This window comes from Mesobacillus sp. ABV4_180, from assembly GCF_056158485.1.
The window spans coordinates 4,066,131-4,088,593 of sequence record NZ_JBSWTJ010000001.1 but is presented as its reverse complement, the minus strand read 5'-3'; the positions used below and the strand labels follow the sequence as shown (position 1 = coordinate 4,088,593).

At 44.3% G+C, this 22,463-nt stretch carries 25 protein-coding genes; 16 read left to right on the top strand and 9 right to left on the bottom strand.

Translation table 11 applies throughout. The features are described from left to right. Nucleotides 1–47: 47 nt before the first annotated feature. Complete coding sequence (locus ACXAEA_RS20810) at nucleotides 48–770, top strand: YwaF family protein (RefSeq protein ID WP_475097751.1); 723 nt, start codon at nucleotides 48–50, stop codon at nucleotides 768–770. Nucleotides 771–883: 113 nt separating this feature from the next. Further along, nucleotides 884–1,852 (top strand): sensor domain-containing diguanylate cyclase, encoded by a 969-nt coding sequence (locus tag ACXAEA_RS20805; protein ID WP_475097750.1) that lies wholly within the window; start codon nucleotides 884–886, stop codon nucleotides 1,850–1,852. Here ACXAEA_RS20805 and ACXAEA_RS20800 read toward each other — a convergent pair. Continuing rightward, nucleotides 1,813–2,577 carry a hypothetical protein gene (locus ACXAEA_RS20800; protein WP_475097749.1) on the bottom strand — a complete coding sequence of 255 codons (765 nt, stop codon included), beginning with the start codon at nucleotides 2,575–2,577 and terminating at the stop codon, nucleotides 1,813–1,815. The genes ACXAEA_RS20805 and ACXAEA_RS20800 overlap by 40 nt on opposite strands. 229 nt (nucleotides 2,578–2,806) lie before the next feature. On the opposite strand from ACXAEA_RS20800, the gene ACXAEA_RS20795 reads away from it, so the two are divergent. From ACXAEA_RS20795 to ACXAEA_RS20775, 5 genes are all read left to right on the top strand, one after another. After that, nucleotides 2,807–3,667, top strand: coding sequence for an AraC family transcriptional regulator (locus ACXAEA_RS20795; protein WP_475097748.1), 861 nt, complete (start codon nucleotides 2,807–2,809; stop codon nucleotides 3,665–3,667). A 193-nt stretch (nucleotides 3,668–3,860) separates the two neighbouring features. Then, a complete protein-coding gene (locus tag ACXAEA_RS20790; protein WP_475097747.1) occupies nucleotides 3,861–4,505 on the top strand; it encodes an acetate uptake transporter in 645 nt (214 codons plus the stop codon). 672 nt (nucleotides 4,506–5,177) lie between these two features. Beyond that, entirely contained in the window at nucleotides 5,178–5,660 is a 483-nt protein-coding gene (locus ACXAEA_RS20785) for a DUF2975 domain-containing protein (protein ID WP_475097746.1), read from the top strand. Nucleotides 5,661–5,689: 29 nt separating this feature from the next. Continuing rightward, nucleotides 5,690–6,169: a DUF2975 domain-containing protein gene (locus tag ACXAEA_RS20780; RefSeq protein ID WP_475097745.1), complete on the top strand. Its 480-nt coding sequence runs from the start codon at nucleotides 5,690–5,692 to the stop codon at nucleotides 6,167–6,169. A 10-nt stretch (nucleotides 6,170–6,179) separates the two neighbouring features. Continuing rightward, nucleotides 6,180–6,398 carry a helix-turn-helix domain-containing protein gene (locus tag ACXAEA_RS20775; protein WP_475097744.1) on the top strand — a complete coding sequence of 73 codons (219 nt, stop codon included), beginning with the start codon at nucleotides 6,180–6,182 and terminating at the stop codon, nucleotides 6,396–6,398. Nucleotides 6,399–6,586: 188 nt separating this feature from the next. Here ACXAEA_RS20775 and ACXAEA_RS20770 read toward each other — a convergent pair whose 3' ends face one another. The 5 genes from ACXAEA_RS20770 to ACXAEA_RS20750 all read right to left on the bottom strand — a co-directional run bounded on the left by ACXAEA_RS20770 (nucleotide 6,587) and on the right by ACXAEA_RS20750 (nucleotide 8,386). After that, entirely contained in the window at nucleotides 6,587–6,787 is a 201-nt protein-coding gene (locus tag ACXAEA_RS20770; RefSeq protein ID WP_475097743.1) for a YvrJ family protein, read from the bottom strand. Nucleotides 6,788–6,856: 69 nt separating this feature from the next. Then, entirely contained in the window at nucleotides 6,857–7,075 is a 219-nt protein-coding gene (locus ACXAEA_RS20765; protein WP_475097742.1) for a DUF2922 domain-containing protein, read from the bottom strand. Between the two features lie 36 nt (nucleotides 7,076–7,111). Next, nucleotides 7,112–7,327, bottom strand: coding sequence for a DUF1659 domain-containing protein (locus tag ACXAEA_RS20760; RefSeq protein WP_475097741.1), 216 nt, complete (start codon nucleotides 7,325–7,327; stop codon nucleotides 7,112–7,114). 154 nt (nucleotides 7,328–7,481) lie between these two features. Further along, nucleotides 7,482–7,850: a PH domain-containing protein gene (locus ACXAEA_RS20755; protein WP_475097740.1), complete on the bottom strand. Its 369-nt coding sequence runs from the start codon at nucleotides 7,848–7,850 to the stop codon at nucleotides 7,482–7,484. Between the two features lie 104 nt (nucleotides 7,851–7,954). Beyond that, the gene (locus ACXAEA_RS20750) at nucleotides 7,955–8,386 is read right to left on the bottom strand and encodes a hypothetical protein (RefSeq protein WP_475097739.1); all 432 of its coding nucleotides are present in this window, start codon (nucleotides 8,384–8,386) and stop codon (nucleotides 7,955–7,957) included. 391 nt (nucleotides 8,387–8,777) lie between these two features. Between ACXAEA_RS20750 and ACXAEA_RS20745 the strand changes: the two genes are divergently transcribed. The 4 genes from ACXAEA_RS20745 (at nucleotide 8,778) to ACXAEA_RS20730 (ending at nucleotide 12,529) form a co-directional block, all read left to right on the top strand. Further along, nucleotides 8,778–10,028: an MFS transporter gene (locus tag ACXAEA_RS20745; RefSeq protein WP_475097738.1), complete on the top strand. Its 1,251-nt coding sequence runs from the start codon at nucleotides 8,778–8,780 to the stop codon at nucleotides 10,026–10,028. Nucleotides 10,029–10,138: 110 nt separating this feature from the next. Next, nucleotides 10,139–11,077: an AraC family transcriptional regulator gene (locus tag ACXAEA_RS20740; protein WP_475097737.1), complete on the top strand. Its 939-nt coding sequence runs from the start codon at nucleotides 10,139–10,141 to the stop codon at nucleotides 11,075–11,077. A gap of 15 nt (nucleotides 11,078–11,092) precedes the next feature. Next, complete coding sequence (locus ACXAEA_RS20735) at nucleotides 11,093–11,485, top strand: DUF1761 domain-containing protein (RefSeq protein WP_475097736.1); 393 nt, start codon at nucleotides 11,093–11,095, stop codon at nucleotides 11,483–11,485. 216 nt (nucleotides 11,486–11,701) lie between these two features. Then, a complete protein-coding gene (locus tag ACXAEA_RS20730; RefSeq protein WP_475097735.1) occupies nucleotides 11,702–12,529 on the top strand; it encodes a formate/nitrite transporter family protein in 828 nt (275 codons plus the stop codon). A 49-nt stretch (nucleotides 12,530–12,578) separates the two neighbouring features. Here the strand turns inward: ACXAEA_RS20730 and ACXAEA_RS20725 are convergent, their stop codons facing one another. Further along, nucleotides 12,579–14,144, bottom strand: coding sequence for a sodium/solute symporter (locus tag ACXAEA_RS20725; RefSeq protein WP_475097734.1), 1,566 nt, complete (start codon nucleotides 14,142–14,144; stop codon nucleotides 12,579–12,581). Next, entirely contained in the window at nucleotides 14,144–14,509 is a 366-nt protein-coding gene (locus ACXAEA_RS20720) for a hypothetical protein (protein ID WP_475097733.1), read from the bottom strand. The genes ACXAEA_RS20725 and ACXAEA_RS20720 overlap by 1 nt, the downstream gene beginning before the upstream one ends. Nucleotides 14,510–14,708: 199 nt before the next feature. Here ACXAEA_RS20720 and ACXAEA_RS20715 point away from each other — a divergent pair, with 199 nt between their 5' ends. After that, a complete protein-coding gene (locus tag ACXAEA_RS20715; RefSeq protein WP_475097732.1) occupies nucleotides 14,709–15,941 on the top strand; it encodes a helix-turn-helix domain-containing protein in 1,233 nt (410 codons plus the stop codon). A gap of 95 nt (nucleotides 15,942–16,036) precedes the next feature. Here the strand turns inward: ACXAEA_RS20715 and ACXAEA_RS20710 are convergent, their stop codons facing one another. Next, on the bottom strand, nucleotides 16,037–17,779 hold the full coding sequence (locus ACXAEA_RS20710; RefSeq protein WP_475097731.1) for an ABC transporter ATP-binding protein: 1,743 nt from the start codon (nucleotides 17,777–17,779) through the stop codon (nucleotides 16,037–16,039). 238 nt (nucleotides 17,780–18,017) lie between these two features. Between ACXAEA_RS20710 and ACXAEA_RS20705 the strand changes: the two genes are divergently transcribed. The 4 genes from ACXAEA_RS20705 (at nucleotide 18,018) to ACXAEA_RS20690 (ending at nucleotide 22,428) form a co-directional block, all read left to right on the top strand. Further along, nucleotides 18,018–18,254 (top strand): ABC transporter, encoded by a 237-nt coding sequence (locus ACXAEA_RS20705; protein WP_475097730.1) that lies wholly within the window; start codon nucleotides 18,018–18,020, stop codon nucleotides 18,252–18,254. 139 nt (nucleotides 18,255–18,393) lie between these two features. Further along, a complete protein-coding gene (yknW, locus tag ACXAEA_RS20700) occupies nucleotides 18,394–19,050 on the top strand; it encodes a YknW family membrane protein (RefSeq protein WP_475097729.1) in 657 nt (218 codons plus the stop codon). A 145-nt stretch (nucleotides 19,051–19,195) separates the two neighbouring features. Then, complete coding sequence (locus tag ACXAEA_RS20695) at nucleotides 19,196–19,495, top strand: hypothetical protein (protein WP_475097728.1); 300 nt, start codon at nucleotides 19,196–19,198, stop codon at nucleotides 19,493–19,495. A 143-nt stretch (nucleotides 19,496–19,638) separates the two neighbouring features. Next, nucleotides 19,639–22,428 (top strand): response regulator, encoded by a 2,790-nt coding sequence (locus ACXAEA_RS20690; RefSeq protein WP_475097727.1) that lies wholly within the window; start codon nucleotides 19,639–19,641, stop codon nucleotides 22,426–22,428. The last annotated feature ends 35 nt before the right edge of the window (nucleotides 22,429–22,463 follow it).

The window sequence follows — 22,463 nt, the reverse complement described above, 5'->3', positions numbered from 1 at the left end:
TATATAGGTAACAGCATTTCAATGCTACAGTGAGAGGTGATGTTATCATGTTTTCTGTAACGGGGATGCAGGGGTTTGAGTTGTTTTCTGGGCAGCATTTGGTTACGCTGGGGCTTTTCTTTGCTGTCTGTCTTGGTATGGTAGTGTTTCGGCATAGGCTTAAGCCTCACCAGAAGGTGATCAAATGGACGATTTTTTGGATTTTGCCGGCTTGTGAGATTTCGGCGCAGCTGTGGCAAATCTTGACGGACCAATGGGATGTCAACTCGCTTCCGCTGCATATGTGCTCGATGAGTTCCTTCCTGGCGATGTATTTACTGCTTAAGAAGAACGTCAAAGGTTTCTATATTTTGTATTTCACTGGCACACTGCCTGCTATCCTGGCCATGGTTACACCTGAAATGGCTTACGTCTTTCCTCATTTCCACTTTATTGAATATTTCCTTCACCATTCAGCCATCCCGATTGCCGTCCTTTATCTGATCCTTTTCGAAGGGTACCGCGTCCCCCGTAAAGCCGTCCTATTCACTTTCCTGGTAGTGAACATTCTCGCCGTCCCAATTTTTATCCTGAATCTCCTGCTTGATACGAATTTCTTCTATCTGGCGAGTCCGACCGAGTCCAAAACGATTCTATCTTTTTTCGGAAGTGGCATCATGTATTATATTAACCTCGAGATTGCCGCACTGGTTGTCTTCTGCATTACGTATGTCCCGATGTGGCAGCTGATCAAAAGGGAAAATAAGAGATTCCTGAGGAATCAGATTTGATTCACTTTGCTTTAGTAAGGTGAATTTTTTTTTAACAAAAAAATGTAAGAATCGTTGTATAATATAGTAAAATAGGACTATCCAAAAACCAGCATAAGAGAAGAAGGGTGCACATGAGCGGATTATTATTCATCTTAGGGATTGCCTTTGTGTTTGGTGTTTATCAGTTATCGTTAAAATTGCAGCAGCGAATGAATTATTTAACGACAATTTCAAATCTGGTTGAGCATTCAAAGGACATTATATATTACTGCGAGCTGAAGCCAGCCATTAAATATCGTTATTTAAGTCCGGCAATCAATTGCATCTTGAGCCCAACTCTGGTGGAAGAAAGCATGAAAAATCCATATACAGCATTCGAAAGGATTCATCCTGATGATCTTCCGCTTTTACTAAAAAAGACATCAGGCGGGCTGGACTATAGTAAACCGATTCTCCAGCGGTGGAAAAATGATGCTGGGGAGTACATATGGTTTGAAGAATATACAACCCCGGTTTATAAAAATGGCGAAATCGTTGCGCTCCAGGGAATAATCCGGAATATCAATGAGAAAATTGAGCTGCAAAAACAGCTGGAATACAAGGTTTCCCATGATTCACTGACCCATTTATATAACCGCGGCTACTTCGAATCCTTGATTGATGAGTATGATAAAAATAAGGATGTATCTATTGCGATTTTAATCTTTGATTTGGATGACCTGAAAGTGATCAACGACCATTACGGCCATAAGATGGGCGATCAATTGATCAAAGAAACGGCTGGTATTTTAAAGAGCATGACGAATGAAGATGTGATTGCCTCAAGAATTGGTGGCGATGAATTTGCCGTCCTGATGGTAAATAGCCATCTTGTGATGGTGAAAGCATTCATGGACGAAATCCAACAGGAAATCGATCTACTGAACCTTGATAAAAGCAGACCATTCAAAATCCAGCTCTCCAAAGGGTATGCCTTTGCTCACTCTTCGCTCGGAAAAATGGAAGAGTTGTTCATTGAGGCAGACCATGAAATGTACAAGGTGAAGAAATACAATAAAAATCAAAGCTCCAATTCCATTGATGCCAATTCGGTAAAATAAACCTCCTGGAACTTTTTGTTTAGGATGCCGGTGTAATAGGCAATCGGATTTTTAACGGCAACCCTGGTTTTTAACTTGCGAACGAACTGCTTGAACGAGTCGAGCGAGACGGATAAAACAGTATCCGTCTCTTTTTCATAGTTATTGCGGTAGGCGGAAACCGCACTCATCCTCCAGAATTCCTCGATCGCTTTTACATCGGGATAAAAATACTTCACCAGGTCCACAAAAGGTGCTGGAACTCGGTCACTTACAAATAAATGGTTTTCTTCACGTTTAGTATTCTTGTTAATGTTTGTTTCAGAAGGATTAATGGTTTTATTATGGCGGTTCAATTTTTCCTTCTTTGGTAGTTCAATCTGTGGAAAACGATTGAACACATAGAGATTGCTAGACTGTGAACCGTTTTTTCGTTCGGTTTCATGGACGGTGAAAATACCCATTTTGCTTGCTTTGATAATCATTCTTTTAAAAGTGGAACGGGAGATTCCCATATCACCTAATTCTTCATGAATTGCCTTCAGCACGGTCCCAATTTTCGCGGTGGCCACTCCAGGGATTTTGGCAGCAAAACGAGCAAGCCTCTTCAAACCGATGAGCTCCGCTTTTGTGAATTCATGCTTCTTATCCGCCATCCACATCTCGAAATGACGGTTGAACTCCCCAAGATTCGAAAACTGTGAATACTCTTCAAAACTCTCAATATTAGCTGATTTAATTGGCATATTAATGCACCACCCTTTCACTGCTTATATATAGATGGGCAGGCGAAAAGGACAGGGTGGACATGGGATAATTGTGGCTGATTTGTGACATTAGTTTTTTTCTTTAAAAAGAGGGGAATCTTTCCCATTTGTATAATGTTAATTATGAATGATACTGACAAAAGTGAGCATAAATTGACAAGTGTATGGATTGGATCCTTGGTAGGATGGTATTAAGGGAGTGATTGGTATGGCGTGGATTGAATCTTTGCAGAAGGCGATTGATTACATGGAAGAGCATTTGCTGGATGAGATCACGATGGAGGATATTGCGAGTCAGGCCAATGCGTCGCCTTTCCATTTTCAGCGGACTTTTTCGGTTTTGACAGATATTTCCGTTGGTGAGTACCTTAGGCGGAGACGTTTGACGGTGGCAGCACATGAGCTTTGCAGTACCAATACGAAGATTATAGATCTTGCGTTGAAGTATGGTTATGACACTCCTGAAGCGTTCACAAAAGCTTTTCGCCGGCAGCATGGCATTTCGCCAAGTGAAGCACGAAAGTATGCTGGAAAGCTGAAATCTTATAGCCGCCTGGGAATACAGGTGAGTTTGAAAGGAGCAGAACCGATGCAATACAAAGTTGTTGAGCATGAGAGTTTTGAAGTGATGGGTGTTAAACAGGTCTTTTCTTATTCTAATGGAGAGAATCTTTCTGGCATTCCAAAAATGTGGGACAAAGCGAATCAGGATGGAACGAGCGATCTGCTGTTAAGCCAAAACAATGGACTGGTAAAAGGCATTCTTGGAGTGTGCGCGCAAAATAGCAACAGCGATGATAAAAAGATGGAATATTGGATTGCTGCTGCTTATACTGGTGAAAAGCCTGATGGATATCTGAAAATGGAGATTCCAGCATCCAAGTGGGCGATCTTTGAAGTCAACGGCCCGATGCCGGAAGCCATCCAGAATGTGTGGAAGCAAATTTATACTGAATGGTTCCCGGCAAGCGGATATAAACATGCAGGGACACCTGAACTGGAGGTTTATACAGCTGGGAATCCTGCCGATCCAGATTACTACTCTGAGGTTTGGATTCCGGTAATGTAGTTATGGGGATGATGAACATGAGTTGGTAATTTATCCTTGCGATTTTTAAAGGAGCGTGACAAAAATCTGTCACGCTCCTTTTTCATTGGTATGTTGAGTGATGAAGAAACCCAGCAACTGACAAATAAATCATATTGACTCCTGTACTTGAATCCGGTAAAGTACAAAAGTATGTTTTTTATAGGAGGATATCATGGATACTAAGAATCAAACACAGATTAAAATTACAACAGCAGATCCATCAGCGCTTGGTTTGTTTGGATTGGCGATGGTTACATTAGTGGCTTCGTCTCAGAAACTGGGAATGACAGATGGCGTATCTCTCATCATTCCATGGGCTATTTTCCTTGGTGGTCTGGCACAGCTTTATGCGGCGATCCTTGATGGCAAACATAATAATATATTTGGAATGACCGCTTTCGGCGCGTTCGGCCTTTTCTGGTTCGGTGTCGGAACGACCTGGCTGATTCAGTTAGGATTTTTCGGTGAAAGCCTCGCAGCCGACGCTGATGCGAAGCAATTGGGCATGGCGTTCATTGGTTATTTGATTTTCAGTGTCTTCATGACGGTTGGAGCTTTGGAAACAAATAAAGTTTTATTCTTTATTTTCGTATTGATCGATTTCTTGTTCATTGGCCTTTCACTAAGTGCATTTGATATCGCACATGGAGCATCCCATATGCTCGCGGCCGTGGCGGAACTGTGCATTGCGATTCTTTCATTCTACGGATCAGCAGCCAATGTGCTGAATACCCACTTTGGAAGAGTTGTCCTGCCCGTGGGTAAGCCATTCGGGATTTTTAAAAAAGAAGAGAAAGGTGCTAAGCTTGCTGCTTAGCGTCTTTTTTTATGAGATTTTGAAACGTTAAAATGAGAGCACGTGTGCTGAGCGAGAAAAGGGGAGGGGGGAGGAGTGGAAAACGGACATGCATTCTCAAACACATTTTTACCAGAATTAAAACCCATATAGGACAAGGGCTGAGGTGTAATTAATCAAACGTTTGATTAAATTACATTTCCTTAATCCTCGATAAAACCACCCTCTTATTAAAATAAACCGTTCCGTTTAGAGGTGCATTTGGTTAAATGACACATTAATTGGCATAGGAATTGAACCTATGCCAATTTCTTATTAACTTAGGTATTTTAAACTTTTCATTGAGAATTGGCATCTAAAATGACACGATAAGATTATATGACAATGGTTGTTGTCTATTTAAAAAATATTGACAATTAACCTGTCATTTGGGGTGTCAGTTTGAACGTCGTTTCCATTAATAGTAATAAAAGAGGCATTTGTAAAAAGTTCAGTTTTTGGTGAACAAGTTGTAAATTTAACATTTTAAAGTAAGAGCATTTCTTTGTAATGAGAAATGCTTTTCTTTTTGTTTAAAATTAAAAGGATAATTCAATAACAATAATAATATAATAAAAAACAATACTAATTTATTGTAAAACGATAAATACTATGATACATTCGTATTGTCATTAAATAAGTGAGGTGTTTTAAATGAATGTTAAACGAGGTTCTACCACTTTCTTAAAGGTCATTATTTTTCTGGTTGGAATTGCAATGCTTGCCGTGTGTGTGTATTTTTTGCCTGAAGCAGCCAGAAGAGATGCGATAGAGCGCCCAGGTGATTATTCGCTATATCCACTTTTGGTATGTGCATATGGAATATGTATTACGTTTTCTGTGGCATTGTATCAAGGATTTAAACTTTTAACCCATATCGAAAAGAACAATGCTTTCTCTGAGTTATCTCTTCAATCTTTGAAGGTACTAAAAAAATGCACTTTTACTGTCATTTTCTTCATTTTCTTAGCAATAATTTATTTAAGGGTGCGTGCTCAATTCACAGCTGATGATGCAGCAGGTCCAATATCTCTAGGTCTAATGGGCATCTTAGCAACAAGTATCTTCGCAGCCGTTGTGGACGTGCTTCAAAAACCTATAAAGAATGTCTTGGATTCGCAGCCAAAAAACAATTAACATTTTGAAATATACTAGAGGTGTTTTTTATGAAGATAGCAACCACAATATTTTTAAAGATAGCTGTTATTCTCATTGGAATTCCGGTTCTCGCTTTGTGCATATTTCTGGTTCCCGAACTGGCAAATGCGGTATCGAATTTCTTAGGGATTCATTCCATAAAATATATCATTTTCATCCTTTTATATGGAGGAACATTACCTTTTTACTTCGCCCTTTATCAAGCTTTTAAACTGTTAAGTTATATAGACAAGAACAATGCTTTCTCTGAATTGTCTGTTCAAGCTTTAATGAGAATCAAATACTGCGCCATTTCCATCTGTAGTTTGCATGTCATAGGTTTGCCGCTTTATTATCTCGTGGCAGATAAAGACGATGCCCCAGGTCTCATATTTGTTGGAATGGTCATTCCTTTTGCTTCGTTTGTTATCGCAGTTTTTGCTGCTGTTCTCCAAAGGCTTTTGCAAGAAATGATTAACATAAAATCAGAAAATGATTTGACGGTCTGAGGTGGAGAATATGGCAATTATTATTAATATTGATGTGATGTTAGCAAAAAGAAAAATGAGCGTAACAGAACTTTCAGAGAAGGTCGGAATTACTATGGCGAATCTTTCCATTCTGAAAAATGGGAAAGCAAAAGCAGTTCGTTTTTCAACATTAGAAGCGATATGCAAGACTTTGGAATGTCAGCCAGGTGATATTTTGGAGTACAAAAGCGACAAAGACACTCAATAAAAATAGACAACAAATTAATTAAGTAAACCATCTAATTGTTAATAAAGTTTCAATGTTAACTATGACTTAATTAACGTAAAAATGGCGTGCCAAAACTGCTGTCAGTTCACACGCCATTTTTGTTGTCAATTATATAATATGCACCTCAAAACGGAACGGTTTATTATTAAAAGAGAGATGGTCTTCAGCTAATTGATTTCACGAATCGTGTTCTGGGTACCAGTGGCGGAATAAACCGGCGATGGTTCTGGCCTTTCCTGCAATCTTGCTGGCAGGCCCTGGATCGAGTGGACGACTGTGTCGAGCTTGGCTTCAATTCGATGAAGCAAGTACAGCGTCACGACAATCGGGAACCCGACCTCGCTGATGAATGGAATCAGCTGTTCCATTTGCGTTTCCTCCTTATCGATCGTTTTATAGTAAGAGCCGGTCTCTAGAAGAAGACCGGCTCACGTTCATTAGACTAGTTCATATTCAGATACGTTGCGTTCAACAACGCGGGCGCTGTCAACGGCAACAAGGGTGCCGTTTGTCGGCAGGAATGCATTGGAAGCGATGATTTGCTCCATTGCAAGCTTGACTGCAGCCGGATCGATTGGCTCCTTCGGGTTATCAATCGACAGCTTGGCAAATTTGCCAAGGTCAGTAGTGAATTGCAACTCAAGTGTTTTAGCCATGTTTTTCACCTCCTATTGAATTAGTAGAATGCGAGATTAGATGATATCGAAGCTGTCGTTACGTTCAACGGAAGTAAGCAAGTTTGCGCTAAGTCCGCCTAAAGCGAGCGCCGCCTGCTGAACCTGGTCAGCAGTCGCTTCCTTTCTCACATTGCTGTAAGTCTTCGCCTTCAAGATCGGTTCACCTTTTTCATTGATCCCCGTCTCGAACATCATCCTGATATTCGAACCCTTCAACATTGCCATTGCCATGTCACTCACCTCCTTTCACCCTCTATATACAGGCAGGGAGGAGAAAAGGACAGGGTGGGAGGAAATTTTTTTGAAACACGGGGACGGTTCTTGTGTTTTCAAAAATAAAAAGCAATCCCTGTGGATACCAAGGAATTGCTTCAATAGGTTTGTATTATAGAATTGCGTCAGCTATGAGTTTATCAAACTTGCGGATGTCGATGCCTTTTTTTAGGTTGACTTTAATATGGCCTGCTCTCGTCCATAACTCGACTTCGGCGTTGACGTCAAAAAAGCTGCCGGCATTTTCGGTAGACCACATATTGATGGATGAGTAAGGGAGGGAGTAAATCTCCACCTTTTTGCCGGTGAGTCCCTGTGCGTCCCTGACAATCAGCCGCTTATTGGTAAAAATCGCGCTGTCGCGGATTGTCTTATAAGCTGCAACAGCTGTCTCGCCCTCCACCAAAAGCTCATTCACGTCATGCGGAATCGGGCATTCAGAGATGAATGTCCATGCTAAAATTGCTTGTGTTGCTACCATCATCATTACCTCCTGTGTAAAATCATTCTCTATTTGTATTCTGTATATATGTGGGAATCCCTGCTGGTTTATGTGAGGGGGATAACAAGAAACTCTGTTAATTGTTAATCATCAGGTGTCCAAACAGCTATTTCATCACCAGGAATCGCTGTGACTAGCCAGTTATCATGGGGGTGGACACCGGCCTGCCAGCACTCATATTGACTGTGCCGGCCATTAACAAATAGTATTCGGCCGTTTTTGAACATGATAATGAGGTGAGGAGTGCCTTGTGCCAACTGGATTTCTGCTACTTCTTGTCCTAAGGTCTCGTTGATATGGTTATCACAATTCTGCATGTCGACCTCGTTAAATGGATATTTTTCAGGCGTAGAATCGTAGAGACACCATTTTGATTCGATGTTCAGGTACAGCTCACCCAATTCACCTGTAAAATAGATCTTTGACGATGGGCCGGATTGTACTCTCTCTAAGGTCGCTCCAATAAAAAGGTGCTTTAATACCTTTTCTGCAAATAATCGCTCATCGTTTTTCATGGCTGACTCCTTTTTTCTTTTAATATCCCATATATATTTACACTCGTGAAGCATGAAAAAAGTTCTCGTGATGTTTAATGAGGAAACAGGAGAACCCTCCCTCTGTTTCAAACACAAGAACCGTCCCCCTGTTTCATGTTCCCCCCGCCGGTATTGATTTGGGTTTTGTTTTGGGGTAGTATGGTAATACTATTTTATGGAAGGGTGACCAGGGGCGATGGACTACTAATCCTGCTTGTGAGTGAATTGAATTCAGGAATTTTTCTGGATGGGATTAGTTTTGCCTTCTGAGAACCAATTGTTAATACATGAACATGCTTTTGGCGTGTTCTGTCTTCTTTTGTGCTCGAAGTGCGGCTCCCTGTCCAGCTAAGGAATAGGGGGTTTTTTTATGTCTGAAATGACGAATGAGCAAAAAATGGGCATGGGTGCCTTGTTTAAAAATCAGGTGATCCGGACGATCCTGCTGTCGGTATTGTTCCTGCAGATTGGGATTTGGGTCCGGAATTACTCCATTCTTTTATATGTAATTGAAATGACGAATGAGAATCCGATTGCGGTTTCATTGATTTCTGTTGCCGAATTTGCACCGATCTTTTTGTTTTCTTTTATCGGAGGGACGTTCGCGGACAGATGGCGGCCGAAGAAAACGATGATCTGGTGTGATGTGTTAAGTGCGGTCTCCGTATTTGCCGTGCTTCTTACGCTGTTTTTTGGAAGCTGGAAAATGATTTTCTTCGCGACACTTGTATCATCGATTCTGTCACAATTTTCGCAGCCTGCGGGGATGAAGCTGTTCAAGCTGCATGTTCCAGCTGAGCTCATCCAGATGGGTATGTCAATGTACCAGACTGTGTTTGCACTGTTCATGATTTTAGGGCCGGTACTTGGAACCTTCGTTTATCAGCGCTTTGGCATTCTTGCAGCCGTTGCGGTTATGGGCGTCGCTTTCCTTTGCTCCGCCGCAGCCCTGCTGATGCTGCCTGCAGATCCGGATCCATCAGCTGAAAAGCCAAAAACGACTTTGATGGAGGAAATGAAGGCAGGCTTCCGTTATGTGTTGAACAGCAAGCCGCTGTCATTGCTTGGCGGATGCTTCGCTGCTGCTGGTCTGGCGATTGGATTGACTCAGCCGCTTGGGGTATTTTTAATTACAGAAAGGCTCGGACTTCCTAAGGAAGAACTGCAGTGGCTGATGGCCGCGTTCGGTGTGGGAATGATCCTGGGCGGAGGCATTACGGTTGCGATCGCAAGAAAAGTGCAGCCGCAGGTTCTTTTGGCAATGGGTTTGGCTGCAAGCGCCATCGGATTCATCGGGATGGGGTTATCAACCGCATTCTGGCTGACGCTGACAGCTCAGTTCTTCTCCGGATTGTTCATGCCATGCATCCACATTGGAATCAATACGATGATTCTGCAGAACACGGAAGAATCGTTCATTGGCAGGGTAAACGGCATCCTGAACCCGCTCTTCATGGGAGCAATGGTCATCACGATGACAGCTGCCGGATGGCTGAAAACGCATCTCTCGATTGTGTATATTTACGAAATGTCAGCAGTTCTGCTCTTTATCGGGATCATGGTTCTTTTACCATTGATGAAAAAAGTGCCGGAGAATGCTGAATTAAAAGGCGAAGTATAAGGAAAAGGCGTACGGAATCAGTTCTGTACGCCTTTCATTTATTATGTGAAAGCTCTTGTGCAAAAAATACCGATTGGATACGATAGACGAAAATGCCTTGGAGGTAAAAGGTGAATTTTTATGATAACGAACAGGAAAAACAAATCAATAAAGTTCTGGAATTCATCGAAAAAAATCTCAATGAGCCACTTCCGCTGGAAAAATTAGCTGCCATCTCCACCTATTCTCCTTATCATTTTCAACGGACATTTAAAAGGATCGTAGGGGAGACTCCGGCCAGCTATGTGAAAAGGCTTCGCTTGGAGAATGCTGCCCACTTTTTGATTTATGAACCACGGATGGCTATTACGGAAATCGCGATGGTATGCGGTTTTACATCATTGTCTTATTTTACTCAATCATTCAATGAGTACTTCAAAACGAATCCTAAGAAGTGGAGGGAAGGTGCCTACCTGGAGCGCTTTCCTAGGGTGTACCAAGATAGCAAGAAATCTAAACTTTTTAGCAAGAATAAGCAAGAAGGTGATGGATTGTACACCTATAATGAGTTTAAGTGGTTGGACTTGGCCAAAGTACGAACCATCGAGTTTCCAGTGTGCACAACTGTGAAAAGGCAGAGGTTTGGACCTTATCATGAAGGAATTCCCGAGATGTGGGAAGATTTTTACCACTGGTCCAATTCAAGAGGTCTGCTTAATTCGTCCACTTTCATTTTCGGGATTCCCACGAGCAATCCATATATTACTCCTCCTGAAAACAGCCGTTATGAATTCCACATGCAAGCAGGGGAAGCGGACCAACTGCAAGATAATCTAACACATTTTAAAGGCGGCAAGCATGTCGTTTATGAATTTGATGACTTTGTTGATTACAGCGACAGGGGCCTGCTGATTGAGTGTTATTCAGAGCTTTACAGCTACTGGCTGCCGCGCAGCGGATACAAATATTTGGGGAATCCGATAGAACTTGTTCATTTTGAAAAAGAAGAAAACTCGTTGAATGTCACAAGCAAAATCAAGGCGATCGCATTGGCGATTGAGCCAAAATAGGAAATGAGGGTATGTATGTCAATGGAATTGGAGCAGCTGAACCTCCTGCCAATCATTTTGGGCGGCGTACTGTATATGATTTACGGAGGAATTTATTATTCTGTATTATTGTCAAATAAGCACCAGGAAGTTTTACAGCATCAATCAAACGGACCATTCAAGTATATATATTCTGTACTCATTGCTTTTGTAAATTCATTTATTGTCGCAATTCTGATCCAGACAGCTGGAGCTGAAAACCTGCTGGAAGGACTGGTTATCGGATTCCTTCTAGGACTGGTTATCACATTAGTTTATGTGAAAAATGCCTTGTTTGGACTCATGAGCAGGAGGTCATTGTTCATTGCGATTGGGGATCATCTGGTAGTGTTCACCTTGTTGGGTATATTGCATGGTGTGCTGATTTAATAAATATAATCAAGGGAACTAGCCTAGTCCTTAAGGATTGGGCTATTGTTTTGATTTGGCGGCAATGCAGCTGGAAACTAGAAGCACTAAATTTTGTAACCGTTTTAAAAAAAGCCAATAAATGTTCACAAGCGGATGAGCAGACTTGAGGTACAATTTAAGTAAAGTTATATGTGATTAATTTCACATTCTCTGAAAAAAAGGAGTCCTGAAGTCATGGCTTATTACAAACCTGAACAAATTATGGAGATTACCATTGGGAACGGGCAAAAGAAGGCGGGCTACCCGCTGCTGCAAACGTTGATTCTCGGTTTTCAGGCTGGGGCATTCATTTCACTAGGCTTTTTGCTTTATATAAGGGTGACGGCTCCGCTTGCCGGTCCGCTTGAAGGCTTGAGCAGCTTGATCGGCGCAGCGGTATTTCCGATCGGGCTGATCCTGACGCTGCTTGCGGGAGGGGAGCTGCTGACAGGGAATATGATGGCCGTGCCGCTTGCCGGGATTGCGCGAAAACTCACGGTATGGCAGGTAATAAAAAATTGGAGCCTGATTACGATCAGCAATTTTCTTGGCGCGATTTTCGTCGCGTATGTGTTCGGGCATATAACAGGCTTGACGGAATCAGGGGTTTTCCTCGAGAAAACGATCAGCATCGCGGAGCATAAAATTGAGGCGACATTCTTGCAAGCGTTCCTATCAGGAATCGGCTGCAACTGGCTGGTCGCACTGGCGGTCTGGCTATCGTACGGATCGGAGGACATGGGAGGGAAAATCCTTGGAATCTGGTTCCCGACGATGGCATTTGTCGCGATTGGATTCCAGCACGTCGTCGCCAACATGTTCGTCATCCCAGCCGCGATTTTCGCCGGACATTTTACCTGGCTAGAATACATCGAAAACTTTGTCCCAGTGTTCCTCGGAAACGCAACAGGAGGCACGCTGTTCGTCGCCATGGCCTACTGGTACTCCTACAATAAAAAATCTGTACCGCAGAACAAACCATCTGTCGCATTGGTGAAAAACAGCAGCGTGTCAGTGAAATAATCGAAGATAAAAAAACGGCCACTCATCAAGCGAATGAGTGGCCGAAGCTTTAAGCTGCTTCTGATTCTTTTGAGTGGACCTGCTTCATAAAGTCGTTTACATCGGATGGTACTTTGCGGTCGAGCTTTGACACGATGTAAACGGACAGGAATCCGATTGGAACGGTGATGATACCTGGTACATTGAACTGCAGGAACTCTGGCAGTGTGGTTTTGAAGAAAATCATGTACATGGAAGCGGCGAGACCGAGTACAAGTCCGGCAATCGCGCCTTTTTCTGTCATGCCTCTCCACCAGATGCCAAGGATAAAGATTGGCGTGAACGTACTTGCCGCTACTGTGAATGCGAGTGCGACAAGATGGCCGATGGAAGCTTCTTTTACCATCAATCCAAGGGCTCCATATAGAACACCGAGTACGATGATCGATACTTTTCCAGCGACGACGCGCTCTTTTTCAGTAATGTTTTTACGGAAGAAGGTTGCGTACAAATCATGAGCCAGTGCGCCGGAGCTTGCAATGAACAAACCGGACAGGTTCGAGAAAACAGCTGCGAATGCGCCGGCGATGACTAGGCCAAGCAGCCATTCTCCGCCAAGAGCCTGGGCAGTTGATGGAACAACCATGTTGTTTCCGCCTGCGATCAAATCCTTTACAACTCCTGCATCAGCCTCTCCAGTCAAGAAGATGGAGCGGCCAACAACTCCAAGGTAAACAGCGAACAAGAAGAATGCGCTGGCGATTCCGATGGCCATCAAAGCGGATCGGCGTGCTGCCTTTGCGCTCGGGTTTGTGTAGAAGCGCAGCAGGATGTGCGGAAGCCCGATCGTACCAAGTGAAAGCCCGATTGTCATTGAAATTGTCTGCCAGAAGGACGGGAAGTAGTTGCCGGTGCCAGTCCAGACAGATCCGTCGAACGGAATATCTTTTCCATCTGTTGTAAAACCAGCCGTACCCGTGATGGAACCTTTAAATTCATTGATCGATGCAAGGATATCCTGATAATGAAGACCGCCATAAATGGCTGCGCCGACCATGAGCAGGAATGCGCCGAGGCGGATCCAAAGTTCAAGCGCCTGGTTGAGGGTGGTCCCCTTCATGCCGCCGACTCCTACATAAAAAATCATAACCGAGCATGTAAAAATAATTCCGAATTCATAGCTAGTACCAAAAAACATACTTAGGATTTGTGCGGCACCAAGCAGCTGTGGTGCTGCATAGAAACCGGAAATCGCCAGAACGACAGCCACGGCAGCAAGACGTGCACGGCGGCTGTGGAAACGATAAGCTAAAAAGTCAGCGACTGTATAGGCACCGAAACGGCGAAGCGGTCCAGCGACGAAAATCGCGAGTAAAGTCAAGCCGATCGAGAAGCAGAATGCATAGTACGCGCCGTCATAACCGAGTTGATAGGTAAGGCCCGCGATTCCGAGGAAAGTCGCAGCGCTCAAGTAGTCTCCGCCAATGGCAGAACCGTTCGTAAACCAGCCGAAGCTGCGGCCGCCGACGAAATAATCGGAAGCGGTTGCATTTCGTTTTGTAAGATAAGTAATATACACAATCGTTCCCATCAGGATCAGTGTTAACAGGAATTTTGGCTCGAGAATCATGGACATCAGCCGATCCTCCTTCCATCAGATGGCGCATTTGATTTGCCAGTGTCCTGGCCTTCCTTCAGGCGTTTTTCGTATAAGGTCGTATGGATGAAGGCAATGACAAACGCCATGGCCATCGCGACAATACTGGTAAAGAACCAGCTATAGGTCATGCCGCCCCACATGCGCGAGAACATGAACTCTCCTGCGTACCAGTTCAAAATAGGAATCGATAGGATAAAAACATAGTAAAAGAGCGTAAGTTTAATGCCAGTACTGAATTCACTTTTCATGATTTTTTTCGTTTCCGGATCGAGCGGTTCGAGTTTGCTGACGTCGATTGTATCAGCCGCTACATAATTATACTCCCGATAATCTCCTGCCATTTTGTCATCCCCCTTTAAAATTTGCCTGCTGCCTTTTCCAAACATTTCCCTCCTTCTGGCAGTCCATGGTATGATTAAATTGATTGTACGACAGAGGAATGTCCAATACCTTACAATAAATTATCAGAAATATACAAATATTTAATATATTTTCGATTTTTATTCAATTCCTTGCATAGGACGAAAGGAGGCGAGAGGGTTGTATACATTATTGCTTGCGGTCGAAGATGAACGCGAATACGGGAAGCTGGCGGACTGGATTCTAGCGGAATGCCGGGAGAGTTGTAAGCTCGCAGCTGACGAGAATGATTTGAATATAGCGATCATTGAAGTGAACAAATGGCACGATTGGGTAAAAATACACCGGTTCCGCAAGCGCAACAAAGAATGCAGGGTCATTCCGCTGCTTGACCCATCACTATTGCACACCTCTCCGCTCGCGATCGAGTTCAAACTTACATACTTGCTGGTAAAGTCGGTAAAAAAGCGTATTTTCCTGCGGACATTGAAGAGGGCGATTGAAGAACTTGATAGTGAAAGATTCATAGATAATGAGGATTTATACAATCCTTTTGATATGGAGCAGGCCGCGCTGAACCGGAACAGCCTGCCTTTTAAAGAAGCATTTTTACGCAAGCTTTTGGCTGGCGAGGTGAAGACCGAGGAAGAGCTACTTCAGTCGCGCTTTTTCATGCCGGGAGAGGCAGTCCCGAATGTGGTTTGTTTCATCCAGGGCTTTGTCCGCTGCCCTGCCTGCAGGATGGAAGAAGGCTGGCAGGCACCGACGGTCATCCAGGATTTTTTCAAAAAACAATTCGAAGGGCATCAGGTCACCTTCCTGTCTTATAGGAAGCATTTGCTCATGCTTTTCCAGGTTCCTTCTGAGCATGGTTCGTTAAAGCACTGGAAAGAAGGCGAGGAACGGATTCTTCAAACAATAGAAGCTTTGGAAAAAGAATATGGAATCCAGCTATATGTAGGAGCCGGATCAGTCTACCGCGAACCGCTGCTCCTTCACCATTCGTACAAGGAAGCATGCAAAGCAAGGCGGACTTCGCCATATGAAAGGCTTTCGCTTCGTTATTATGAAGAAATCACGAAGGATGTCCAGATTCAAAAGTGCACAGACTATATAGCCCAGTACTGTACCGAGGATATGTCCATCAAACAGGTGGCAGATCAAATCAATCTCAGCGTCCCGTACTTCAGCCGGATCTTCAAGCAGGAAACAGGGCGGAACTTCGTCGAGTACGTCACCTTCGTCCGCATGCAGCGCGCCGTTTGGATGCTCCGCCACACCGACCATACAGTCGAAGCCATCGCCGAAGAACTCGGATACAACACCCCAAACTACTTCAGCGGCACCTTCAAAAAATACGTCGGACTTTCTCCGCGGGATTATAGGGCGACAGAGGAGATTATATTTGTTTGAAACATGGGGACGGTTCTGGTGTTTCAGAAAACAAAGGGACGGTTCTGGTGTTTCAATAAGAGAAAGGAGGTTCCGCCACAAGCGGATCCTCCTTTTTACATGGACTGAGCCAGCTGCTGCTGTGCAAACTCCCTGTATAAATCATGTGTCTGGATGAGCTCCTGGTGTGTGCCCATACCGGTGACTCTTCCTTTTTCGATGAAAACGATTTTGTCAGCGTTCACGATCGTTGATAGTCTGTGCGCGATGACGAATGTCGTCCGCCCTTCCATCAGGCGGGTTAATGCTTTTTGGACGATGGCTTCTGATTGGCTGTCGAGGCTGGCGGTTGCTTCATCCATCATCAGGATCTTCGGATCGCGGAGGAAGGCACGTGCAATCGCGATCCGCTGTCTTTGGCCGCCGGAGAGCTTGACGCCCCGCTCGCCGACTTCGGTATCAAGCCCTTTGGGGAATTCCTCGATGAACTGATCGGCATAAGCCATTTTCGCGACTTCCCACAAGCGAGCATCTGGAGTTTTTTCACCGTCTTCCAATCCGTAATAGAGATTCTCACGGATGGTTCCGGCCATCATCGCGCTTTCCTGCGAAACATAGCCGATTTGACAGCGCCAGGAATGGAGAGATAGTTGCTGGATCGGTGTTGCGCCAATCCTGATTTCTCCTGAGGTCGGTTCGTAAAATCGTTCCAGCAAGCCGAACATCGTCGTTTTCCCGCCGCCGCTTGGACCGACGAAAGCGACCATCTGGCCTGGCTGCGCATCCAGAGATACTCCTTCAATGACCGGTTCCTCTTCGCTGTAGGCAAAAGACACATTTTCGATGGTGACGGGCATGTTGCTGATGTCCATCTCCATGCCTTTTTGCCCTCCTTCCAGGGGCTGGTCGAGGATTTCTATGATCCGTTCTGTCGCGCCCTTCGCTTTTTGCAGCTGGGTGAAGAACATCGCGAACGAGGTGATCGGCATGATGATCTGGAACAGATAGAGCAGGAAGGCGATGAGCGAGCCGGTCGACATTGTTCCGTTGACGACGCGCATGCCGCCGTATCCGATAATGATGACGATAACGACCATGATCATCAGCTGCATAATCGGACCAATCAATGCGAAGATCCGGGCTTCTTTCAGGCCGAAGCTGAACAGTTTATTAATTCCGCTATAGCCATTGTCCTCTTCGATTTTTTCCGCGGTGGAAGCTTTCATCAATCGAATCTCTCCGAGAGTCTGGGTGATCTGACCGGTAAAAACAGCGGTCTCATCCTGGAGGCTGCGCGAAATCTTCGCCATTTTCCTGCCAAGCGGCATCATGATCGCCAGTGTGAGCGGAACGGAAATGAGCATGAGCAGCGTCATTTTCCAATCCATTACGAGCAAAATCACGACAGCGCCGATGATCGAAATGATGCCTGTCGCGAAATTCGGGAAATGGCTTGTGATCAGCTCCCTGACAATGCTCGTGTCATTCACAATCCTGCTGACCGTTTCACCGCTGGCCTGCTTATCAAAGTAGCGGACCGGCAGACGGATCAGCTTCGACCACATCCGTTCTCGCAGCCTCGCCACGACTTTTTGCCCGACATAGCTGAGCAGGTAAATGGAGATTCCGCTGATCAAAGCCTGAATCACAAAGGCGGCCACAATCGCGATGACAAGAGGGATGCTGATCGCTTCGACTGAAAAACCATCAACCAGATTCTTCGTCAGGATTGGCACTGCCAGCCCGGCGATGGTAGTGAAGATACTCGCCGCGAGACCGGCAAACAGGACAGCCTTCGGAATATTCGTCGACAGAATCAGGGAAATAAAAGGTTTTAAGCTTGTTTGTTGTTTATCCATTTTAAAGAAAGCTCCCTATTTATGATGGTGTTGCTAAATAGTGTACTGAATTCAAAGGCGATTGTTAAGCTTGCAGGATTTAATACGAATGAGAACGGAAAATGTTTCAATTTAAAAGATGACCGAGGACGCTGAGTTTGAACACCACCACTGCATCCGCCCCTTTTTTACAACACACAAACAAGCTGTAATCTTTATGCATATGATATGGTGATCAGAATTATTGGAGGTGAAGATGATGAGTCTTTCTACTTGCAGTGTGTTTGAAGTGTTTCTTGCGGTCCTGGTCGGTATAGGGTTGTTGCTGTTAGCTAAGTTCGGTGTTATTGCAGCATTCCTTTATTCTATCGGCCTTGGTGGACTCGCCTATTTTATTAGTGGCGCTATCGGGGTTATCGGTTTGCTGGCAATCATCCTGTTTGCTTATTGCATTTTCCGGAGGATCTGGCGTTGTTGTTTCGGTGGCCGCTGCTAATTATGTAAATGTAGATTGCTAATCTTCAAAATGACAGTCTCTCTTCCAGGAGGGGCTGTTATTTTTTTATATTTTTTGAAACTTTTTACATATTATTCCGTAAAAAGAGAGACAAAGAGATTAGAATGGAGTGTTTTAAATGGAGAACGAAGTTAAAAGAAAGCCCAGTTTGATTGGAATGTTTATAAGACCGGGGGAGCAACTTGATAAGATGCGGGAAAACCCGAGGATCTGGATTCCGTTAATTTTGATCACAATCGTATACGCTATGGGAACGTACTTAATGTCATTATCCATGGATGCTTCCTACCTTGGTATAGATGGAATGAGTGAAGAAGAGTTGGAGATTGCATTGGCTTTTTCAAAAGTTACCGTCGTGATTACAGGAATTCTGACGCCGGCAGTCGTTGCATTGGTTTCCAGTGCCATTTATATGATTTTTATAAAAATAGCAAAATCTAGAGCTACATTCAGGCAGCTTTTTTCAATGAATACTCATATTCTGATTATTGGCGCTGTAGGATTGGTCGTCAACATGGCATTGAGGGCAGCCATTGGCGGAAATCCGGACGTTATGGTCACCAGCCTTGCTGGATTGGTAAATAGCAGCAGCCCGGGAGTTCTTGGGTCATTCGAGGTATTCGCCATCTGGCAGGTCATCGTAACTGCAATTGGCTTGAATCGCCTGGCCGGCTTATCAAAAGCATGGGCATGGAGCATTTCCATCGGATTCTTCATTCTTGGCCTGATCTTTGCATACATCGGGACTTTGTTTTCAGGGATGACGGGTGTTTAATCCAGCTATTAGTAGAATACAAGTTGTGAAGGAATAGAAAGGTTCCTGGCTTTGTGAAATACTGATGCTCTTGTGAAAATTTCCATAGCCTTTCATTCTCTTAAATTGTTATAATTGGTAATATAATCCTAAGGGGGATCTGCGAATGAAGGCAGTTAAATGGGGAATCTTGATTGTTGGTTTGCTCGTTTTGCTATTCTTTTGCCTGGCTGCGCCAATCGGTTTAATCGGAGTGGCCGTTTACATAGCGGGAATGTGGCTATATGCACAGGAGCAAAAGGGGAAGCAATACAGGGAAAAACCATGGATGGGGTTCACACTGGGTTTCATCATTACATTTGTATTGGTTTTGATTTTCGTTGAGGATGTACCGGAAGAGCCGGCAGAAAAGGTAAAATCAGCGGAAGTTGAGAAAGAACAGGAACAAAAGAAGGATGAGCAGTAGAAGCCCTTAATGTGAGGGCTTTTTTTCTTGCTTACGAAGCATATTCCCCAGCCAGTATTTCCAGCAGTTAAAAATAGTAAACCAAAGGGAATTTTGCTATATTTAATCTTATGAGAAAAGTTAATAGGAAAGCAGGCGATCAGATGGGCTTTAAAAGGAAGCAATATGTCGGTTTGGGACTGACGGTATTCTTGTTGTTCCTCTTATTGTTTACCATTCTTGTGATGATGAATTCAATCAGGGAAAACCTGCTTGAAATAGTTGAGGACCGTTATGTTAAGGTGAGCGAAGTGACCGAAATCCGTCAGCAGCTTTACCAAAAAGACAGAAACCTTGTTCAGTTAATCACAGAAAATAACGGAAATGATTTAAATATAGACGTTACAAAAACATCAGCCGATTCTATGGACATAAGCCAAAGACTTCTTGAACTGGAAACGAAGTTAAATCAAGAGAAATCCACTGTTTTGATTGCTCAAGTTCAGAATCTGTTTAATGCTTACGCTGAAATGGAGAACCAAATCCGCACGAAGCAGCAAGCTGGCGCAAGTCTGAGTGAATTGCAGGCAATCTATCAAAACGAAATTGCCGAGAGGGATCAACTATTCAGTAAAATTGAAGAATTTAAGAGTTATCAGGAATCTTTGATGGATACTGCTTTAAAGGAAGCGACGGGTACTTATGACAATCTTGTCATAGGATTGATCGGATTAGTCTTATTTGCCATCCTCCTGATTGCAGGTGTCATGCTTTGGGTCATCAGGGATACGGTTGGTACTGTCCAATCTTTTACGGATACGATCAAGAATGTTGATTATGATGATTTATCTTCGATTCCGAGGATGAATGAAGAAGTGAAGGGTGAGTTCGGGGAGATTGCCAGAGTGTACAATTCGATGGCTGCTTCCATTGAGACCCTTACACAGAAGGAAAAGAAATACAATGAAGAAATGCTGGAGCAAAACTGGATTCAGACCAATTCTGCTGAGATCGTCAAGATTTACAGCAGGCATGTCGATGTTTCTGCCCTTGCAGAGAATTTTATCAAGAAGCTGACCCCGCTTATGGGCGGCAGTCTTGGAGCCTTTTACCTGAAAGATGAGACGGAAGGAAAAGCTCGTTTTAGAAAGGTAGGCACCTATGCCGATGGCCAGGGCAGGGAAGGATTCGTCGAGAATGAAGGGTTGGTCGGACAGTGTGCCGTTGAAAAGAGGACTCTTCTTCTGGATCAAGTTCCTGCAGATTACCGAGTGATATCAACAGGACTTGGAGAGGCCGCACCGAAAAGCATCATTATGGCGCCTGTCATGCTGAAGGATGAAGTCATCGCCGTTGTCGAAATCGCAAGTTTGTCGATGTTCAATCCGGGCAGCCAAAAGCTCCTTGAAAATGTCCTTGAAACACTTGGAATTGGAATCACGAATATCATCGGACGCATGGAAGTGGAGCGTCTCCTGCTAGAATCCCAGGCGCAGACGGAAGAACTTCAGGCACAATCTGAGGAGCTCCAATCTCAGTCTGAGGAATTGCAGGCTCAATCAGAGGAATTGCAGATGCAGACCGAAGAGCTGAGGATGACGAATGAGCAGCTGGAGGAACGTTCGCATGATGCTGAGCTGAAATCGGAAGAGCTTCAGGCAGCCAAGGAAGATTTGGAGCAGAAGGCGAGAGAACTCGAACAGAGCTCGACTTATAAATCGGAATTCCTTGCGAATATGTCGCATGAACTGCGGACGCCGCTGAACAGCATCCTGCTCCTTTCTGAGATGATGCTCGATGACCAGGAACATGGACTGTCGGAAGAGCAGAAGGAATTTTCCAAGGTCATTCATTCATCCGGCCAGGATCTATTGAATTTGATCAATGATATCCTTGATCTTTCGAAGGTTGAAGCTGGAAAGCTTGAAGTGAGCTTTGAAGAAGTCTTCCTCGATGAATTTTCCGATCGATTAGAAAGACAGTTCGCCCAGGTAGCAAAGAATAAGAATATTGATTTTACCGTCAGCCTGTCTGACGAAGTATCGCCAATTATCTATACAGATGAACAGCGTCTGCAGCAGATCTTGAAAAACCTGCTTTCAAACGCGTTTAAATTTACGGACCATGGTTCTGTTTCCATAAAGATTGAGAAAGCCTCTGAAAGGGAAACACTCGGCTGCCCGTTTGCCGGCCATTCTGATACATGGGTGAAGTTCTCGGTAACGGATTCTGGCATCGGCATACCGAAGGACAAGCAGCGGATGATTTTTGAAGCCTTCCAGCAAGTGGATGGAGCAATCATGAGAAAATATGGCGGAACAGGCCTTGGCCTCTCCATCTCCAGGGAATTCTCCCAGTTGCTTGGGGGATTATGTAAGGTAAGAAGCCAGGAAGGCAAGGGAAGCACTTTTACCGTGATCATTCCGAACTTGCCGAACGGATACCCTGCGTTAATGAATATGGAAATGAATGACCAAGTGGCAGCTGCGATCGAACAAGAGGTGCCTGCACTTGTTGCACCTGAAATGCCGGCGGAGGAATTGCCGGCAGCAGAACAGGAAGTCCAGCAGGGAGACTCTGTCCTGAGTGGTAAAACCGTTGTGATAACAGATGATGACCACCGAAATATTTTCACCTTGAAAAACCTGCTGCAAAAAGAGGGCATGACAGTTGTTACCGCAGAAAACGGCATGGATTGCCTGGAGAAGATGGAAGAGCTGGACAAGGTTGATATAGTTTTGATGGATATCATGATGCCGGTTATGGATGGATATGAAACGATGAGGAATCTCCGTCAGACCGAAAGGAATAGAGAGACCCCGATCATCGCACTGACTGCAAAAGCGATGAAGGGCGATCGTGAAAAATGCCTCGATGCAGGTGCGAATGATTATATCAGCAAACCGATGAAGCTCGATCAGCTGTTATCAGCTATGCGAGTCTGGCTCTCCTAAGAGCGGGCGGATGAAAAGGAAAGCAGAGGGTTGAA

Excerpts from the sequence above, each read along its gene's own strand:
- ACXAEA_RS20810 (WP_475097751.1), top strand. The coding sequence starts at position 48 with ATGTTTTCTGTAACGGGGATGCAGGGGTTTGAGTTGTTTTCTGGGCAG.
- ACXAEA_RS20805 (WP_475097750.1), top strand. The coding sequence starts at position 884 with ATGAGCGGATTATTATTCATCTTAGGGATTGCCTTTGTGTTTGGTGTT.
- ACXAEA_RS20800 (WP_475097749.1), bottom strand. The coding sequence starts at position 2,577 with ATGCCAATTAAATCAGCTAATATTGAGAGTTTTGAAGAGTATTCACAG.
- ACXAEA_RS20795 (WP_475097748.1), top strand. The coding sequence starts at position 2,807 with ATGGCGTGGATTGAATCTTTGCAGAAGGCGATTGATTACATGGAAGAG.
- ACXAEA_RS20790 (WP_475097747.1), top strand. The coding sequence starts at position 3,861 with ATGGATACTAAGAATCAAACACAGATTAAAATTACAACAGCAGATCCA.
- ACXAEA_RS20785 (WP_475097746.1), top strand. The coding sequence starts at position 5,178 with ATGAATGTTAAACGAGGTTCTACCACTTTCTTAAAGGTCATTATTTTT.
- ACXAEA_RS20780 (WP_475097745.1), top strand. The coding sequence starts at position 5,690 with ATGAAGATAGCAACCACAATATTTTTAAAGATAGCTGTTATTCTCATT.
- ACXAEA_RS20775 (WP_475097744.1), top strand. The coding sequence starts at position 6,180 with ATGGCAATTATTATTAATATTGATGTGATGTTAGCAAAAAGAAAAATG.
- ACXAEA_RS20770 (WP_475097743.1), bottom strand. The coding sequence starts at position 6,787 with ATGGAACAGCTGATTCCATTCATCAGCGAGGTCGGGTTCCCGATTGTC.
- ACXAEA_RS20765 (WP_475097742.1), bottom strand. The coding sequence starts at position 7,075 with ATGGCTAAAACACTTGAGTTGCAATTCACTACTGACCTTGGCAAATTT.
- ACXAEA_RS20760 (WP_475097741.1), bottom strand. The coding sequence starts at position 7,327 with ATGGCAATGGCAATGTTGAAGGGTTCGAATATCAGGATGATGTTCGAG.
- ACXAEA_RS20755 (WP_475097740.1), bottom strand. The coding sequence starts at position 7,850 with ATGGTAGCAACACAAGCAATTTTAGCATGGACATTCATCTCTGAATGC.
- ACXAEA_RS20750 (WP_475097739.1), bottom strand. The coding sequence starts at position 8,386 with ATGAAAAACGATGAGCGATTATTTGCAGAAAAGGTATTAAAGCACCTT.
- ACXAEA_RS20745 (WP_475097738.1), top strand. The coding sequence starts at position 8,778 with ATGTCTGAAATGACGAATGAGCAAAAAATGGGCATGGGTGCCTTGTTT.
- ACXAEA_RS20735 (WP_475097736.1), top strand. The coding sequence starts at position 11,093 with ATGTCAATGGAATTGGAGCAGCTGAACCTCCTGCCAATCATTTTGGGC.
- ACXAEA_RS20730 (WP_475097735.1), top strand. The coding sequence starts at position 11,702 with ATGGCTTATTACAAACCTGAACAAATTATGGAGATTACCATTGGGAAC.
- ACXAEA_RS20725 (WP_475097734.1), bottom strand. The coding sequence starts at position 14,144 with ATGTCCATGATTCTCGAGCCAAAATTCCTGTTAACACTGATCCTGATG.
- ACXAEA_RS20720 (WP_475097733.1), bottom strand. The coding sequence starts at position 14,509 with ATGGCAGGAGATTATCGGGAGTATAATTATGTAGCGGCTGATACAATC.
- ACXAEA_RS20710 (WP_475097731.1), bottom strand. The coding sequence starts at position 17,779 with ATGGATAAACAACAAACAAGCTTAAAACCTTTTATTTCCCTGATTCTG.
- ACXAEA_RS20705 (WP_475097730.1), top strand. The coding sequence starts at position 18,018 with ATGAGTCTTTCTACTTGCAGTGTGTTTGAAGTGTTTCTTGCGGTCCTG.
- yknW (WP_475097729.1), top strand. The coding sequence starts at position 18,394 with ATGGAGAACGAAGTTAAAAGAAAGCCCAGTTTGATTGGAATGTTTATA.
- ACXAEA_RS20695 (WP_475097728.1), top strand. The coding sequence starts at position 19,196 with ATGAAGGCAGTTAAATGGGGAATCTTGATTGTTGGTTTGCTCGTTTTG.
- ACXAEA_RS20690 (WP_475097727.1), top strand. The coding sequence starts at position 19,639 with ATGGGCTTTAAAAGGAAGCAATATGTCGGTTTGGGACTGACGGTATTC.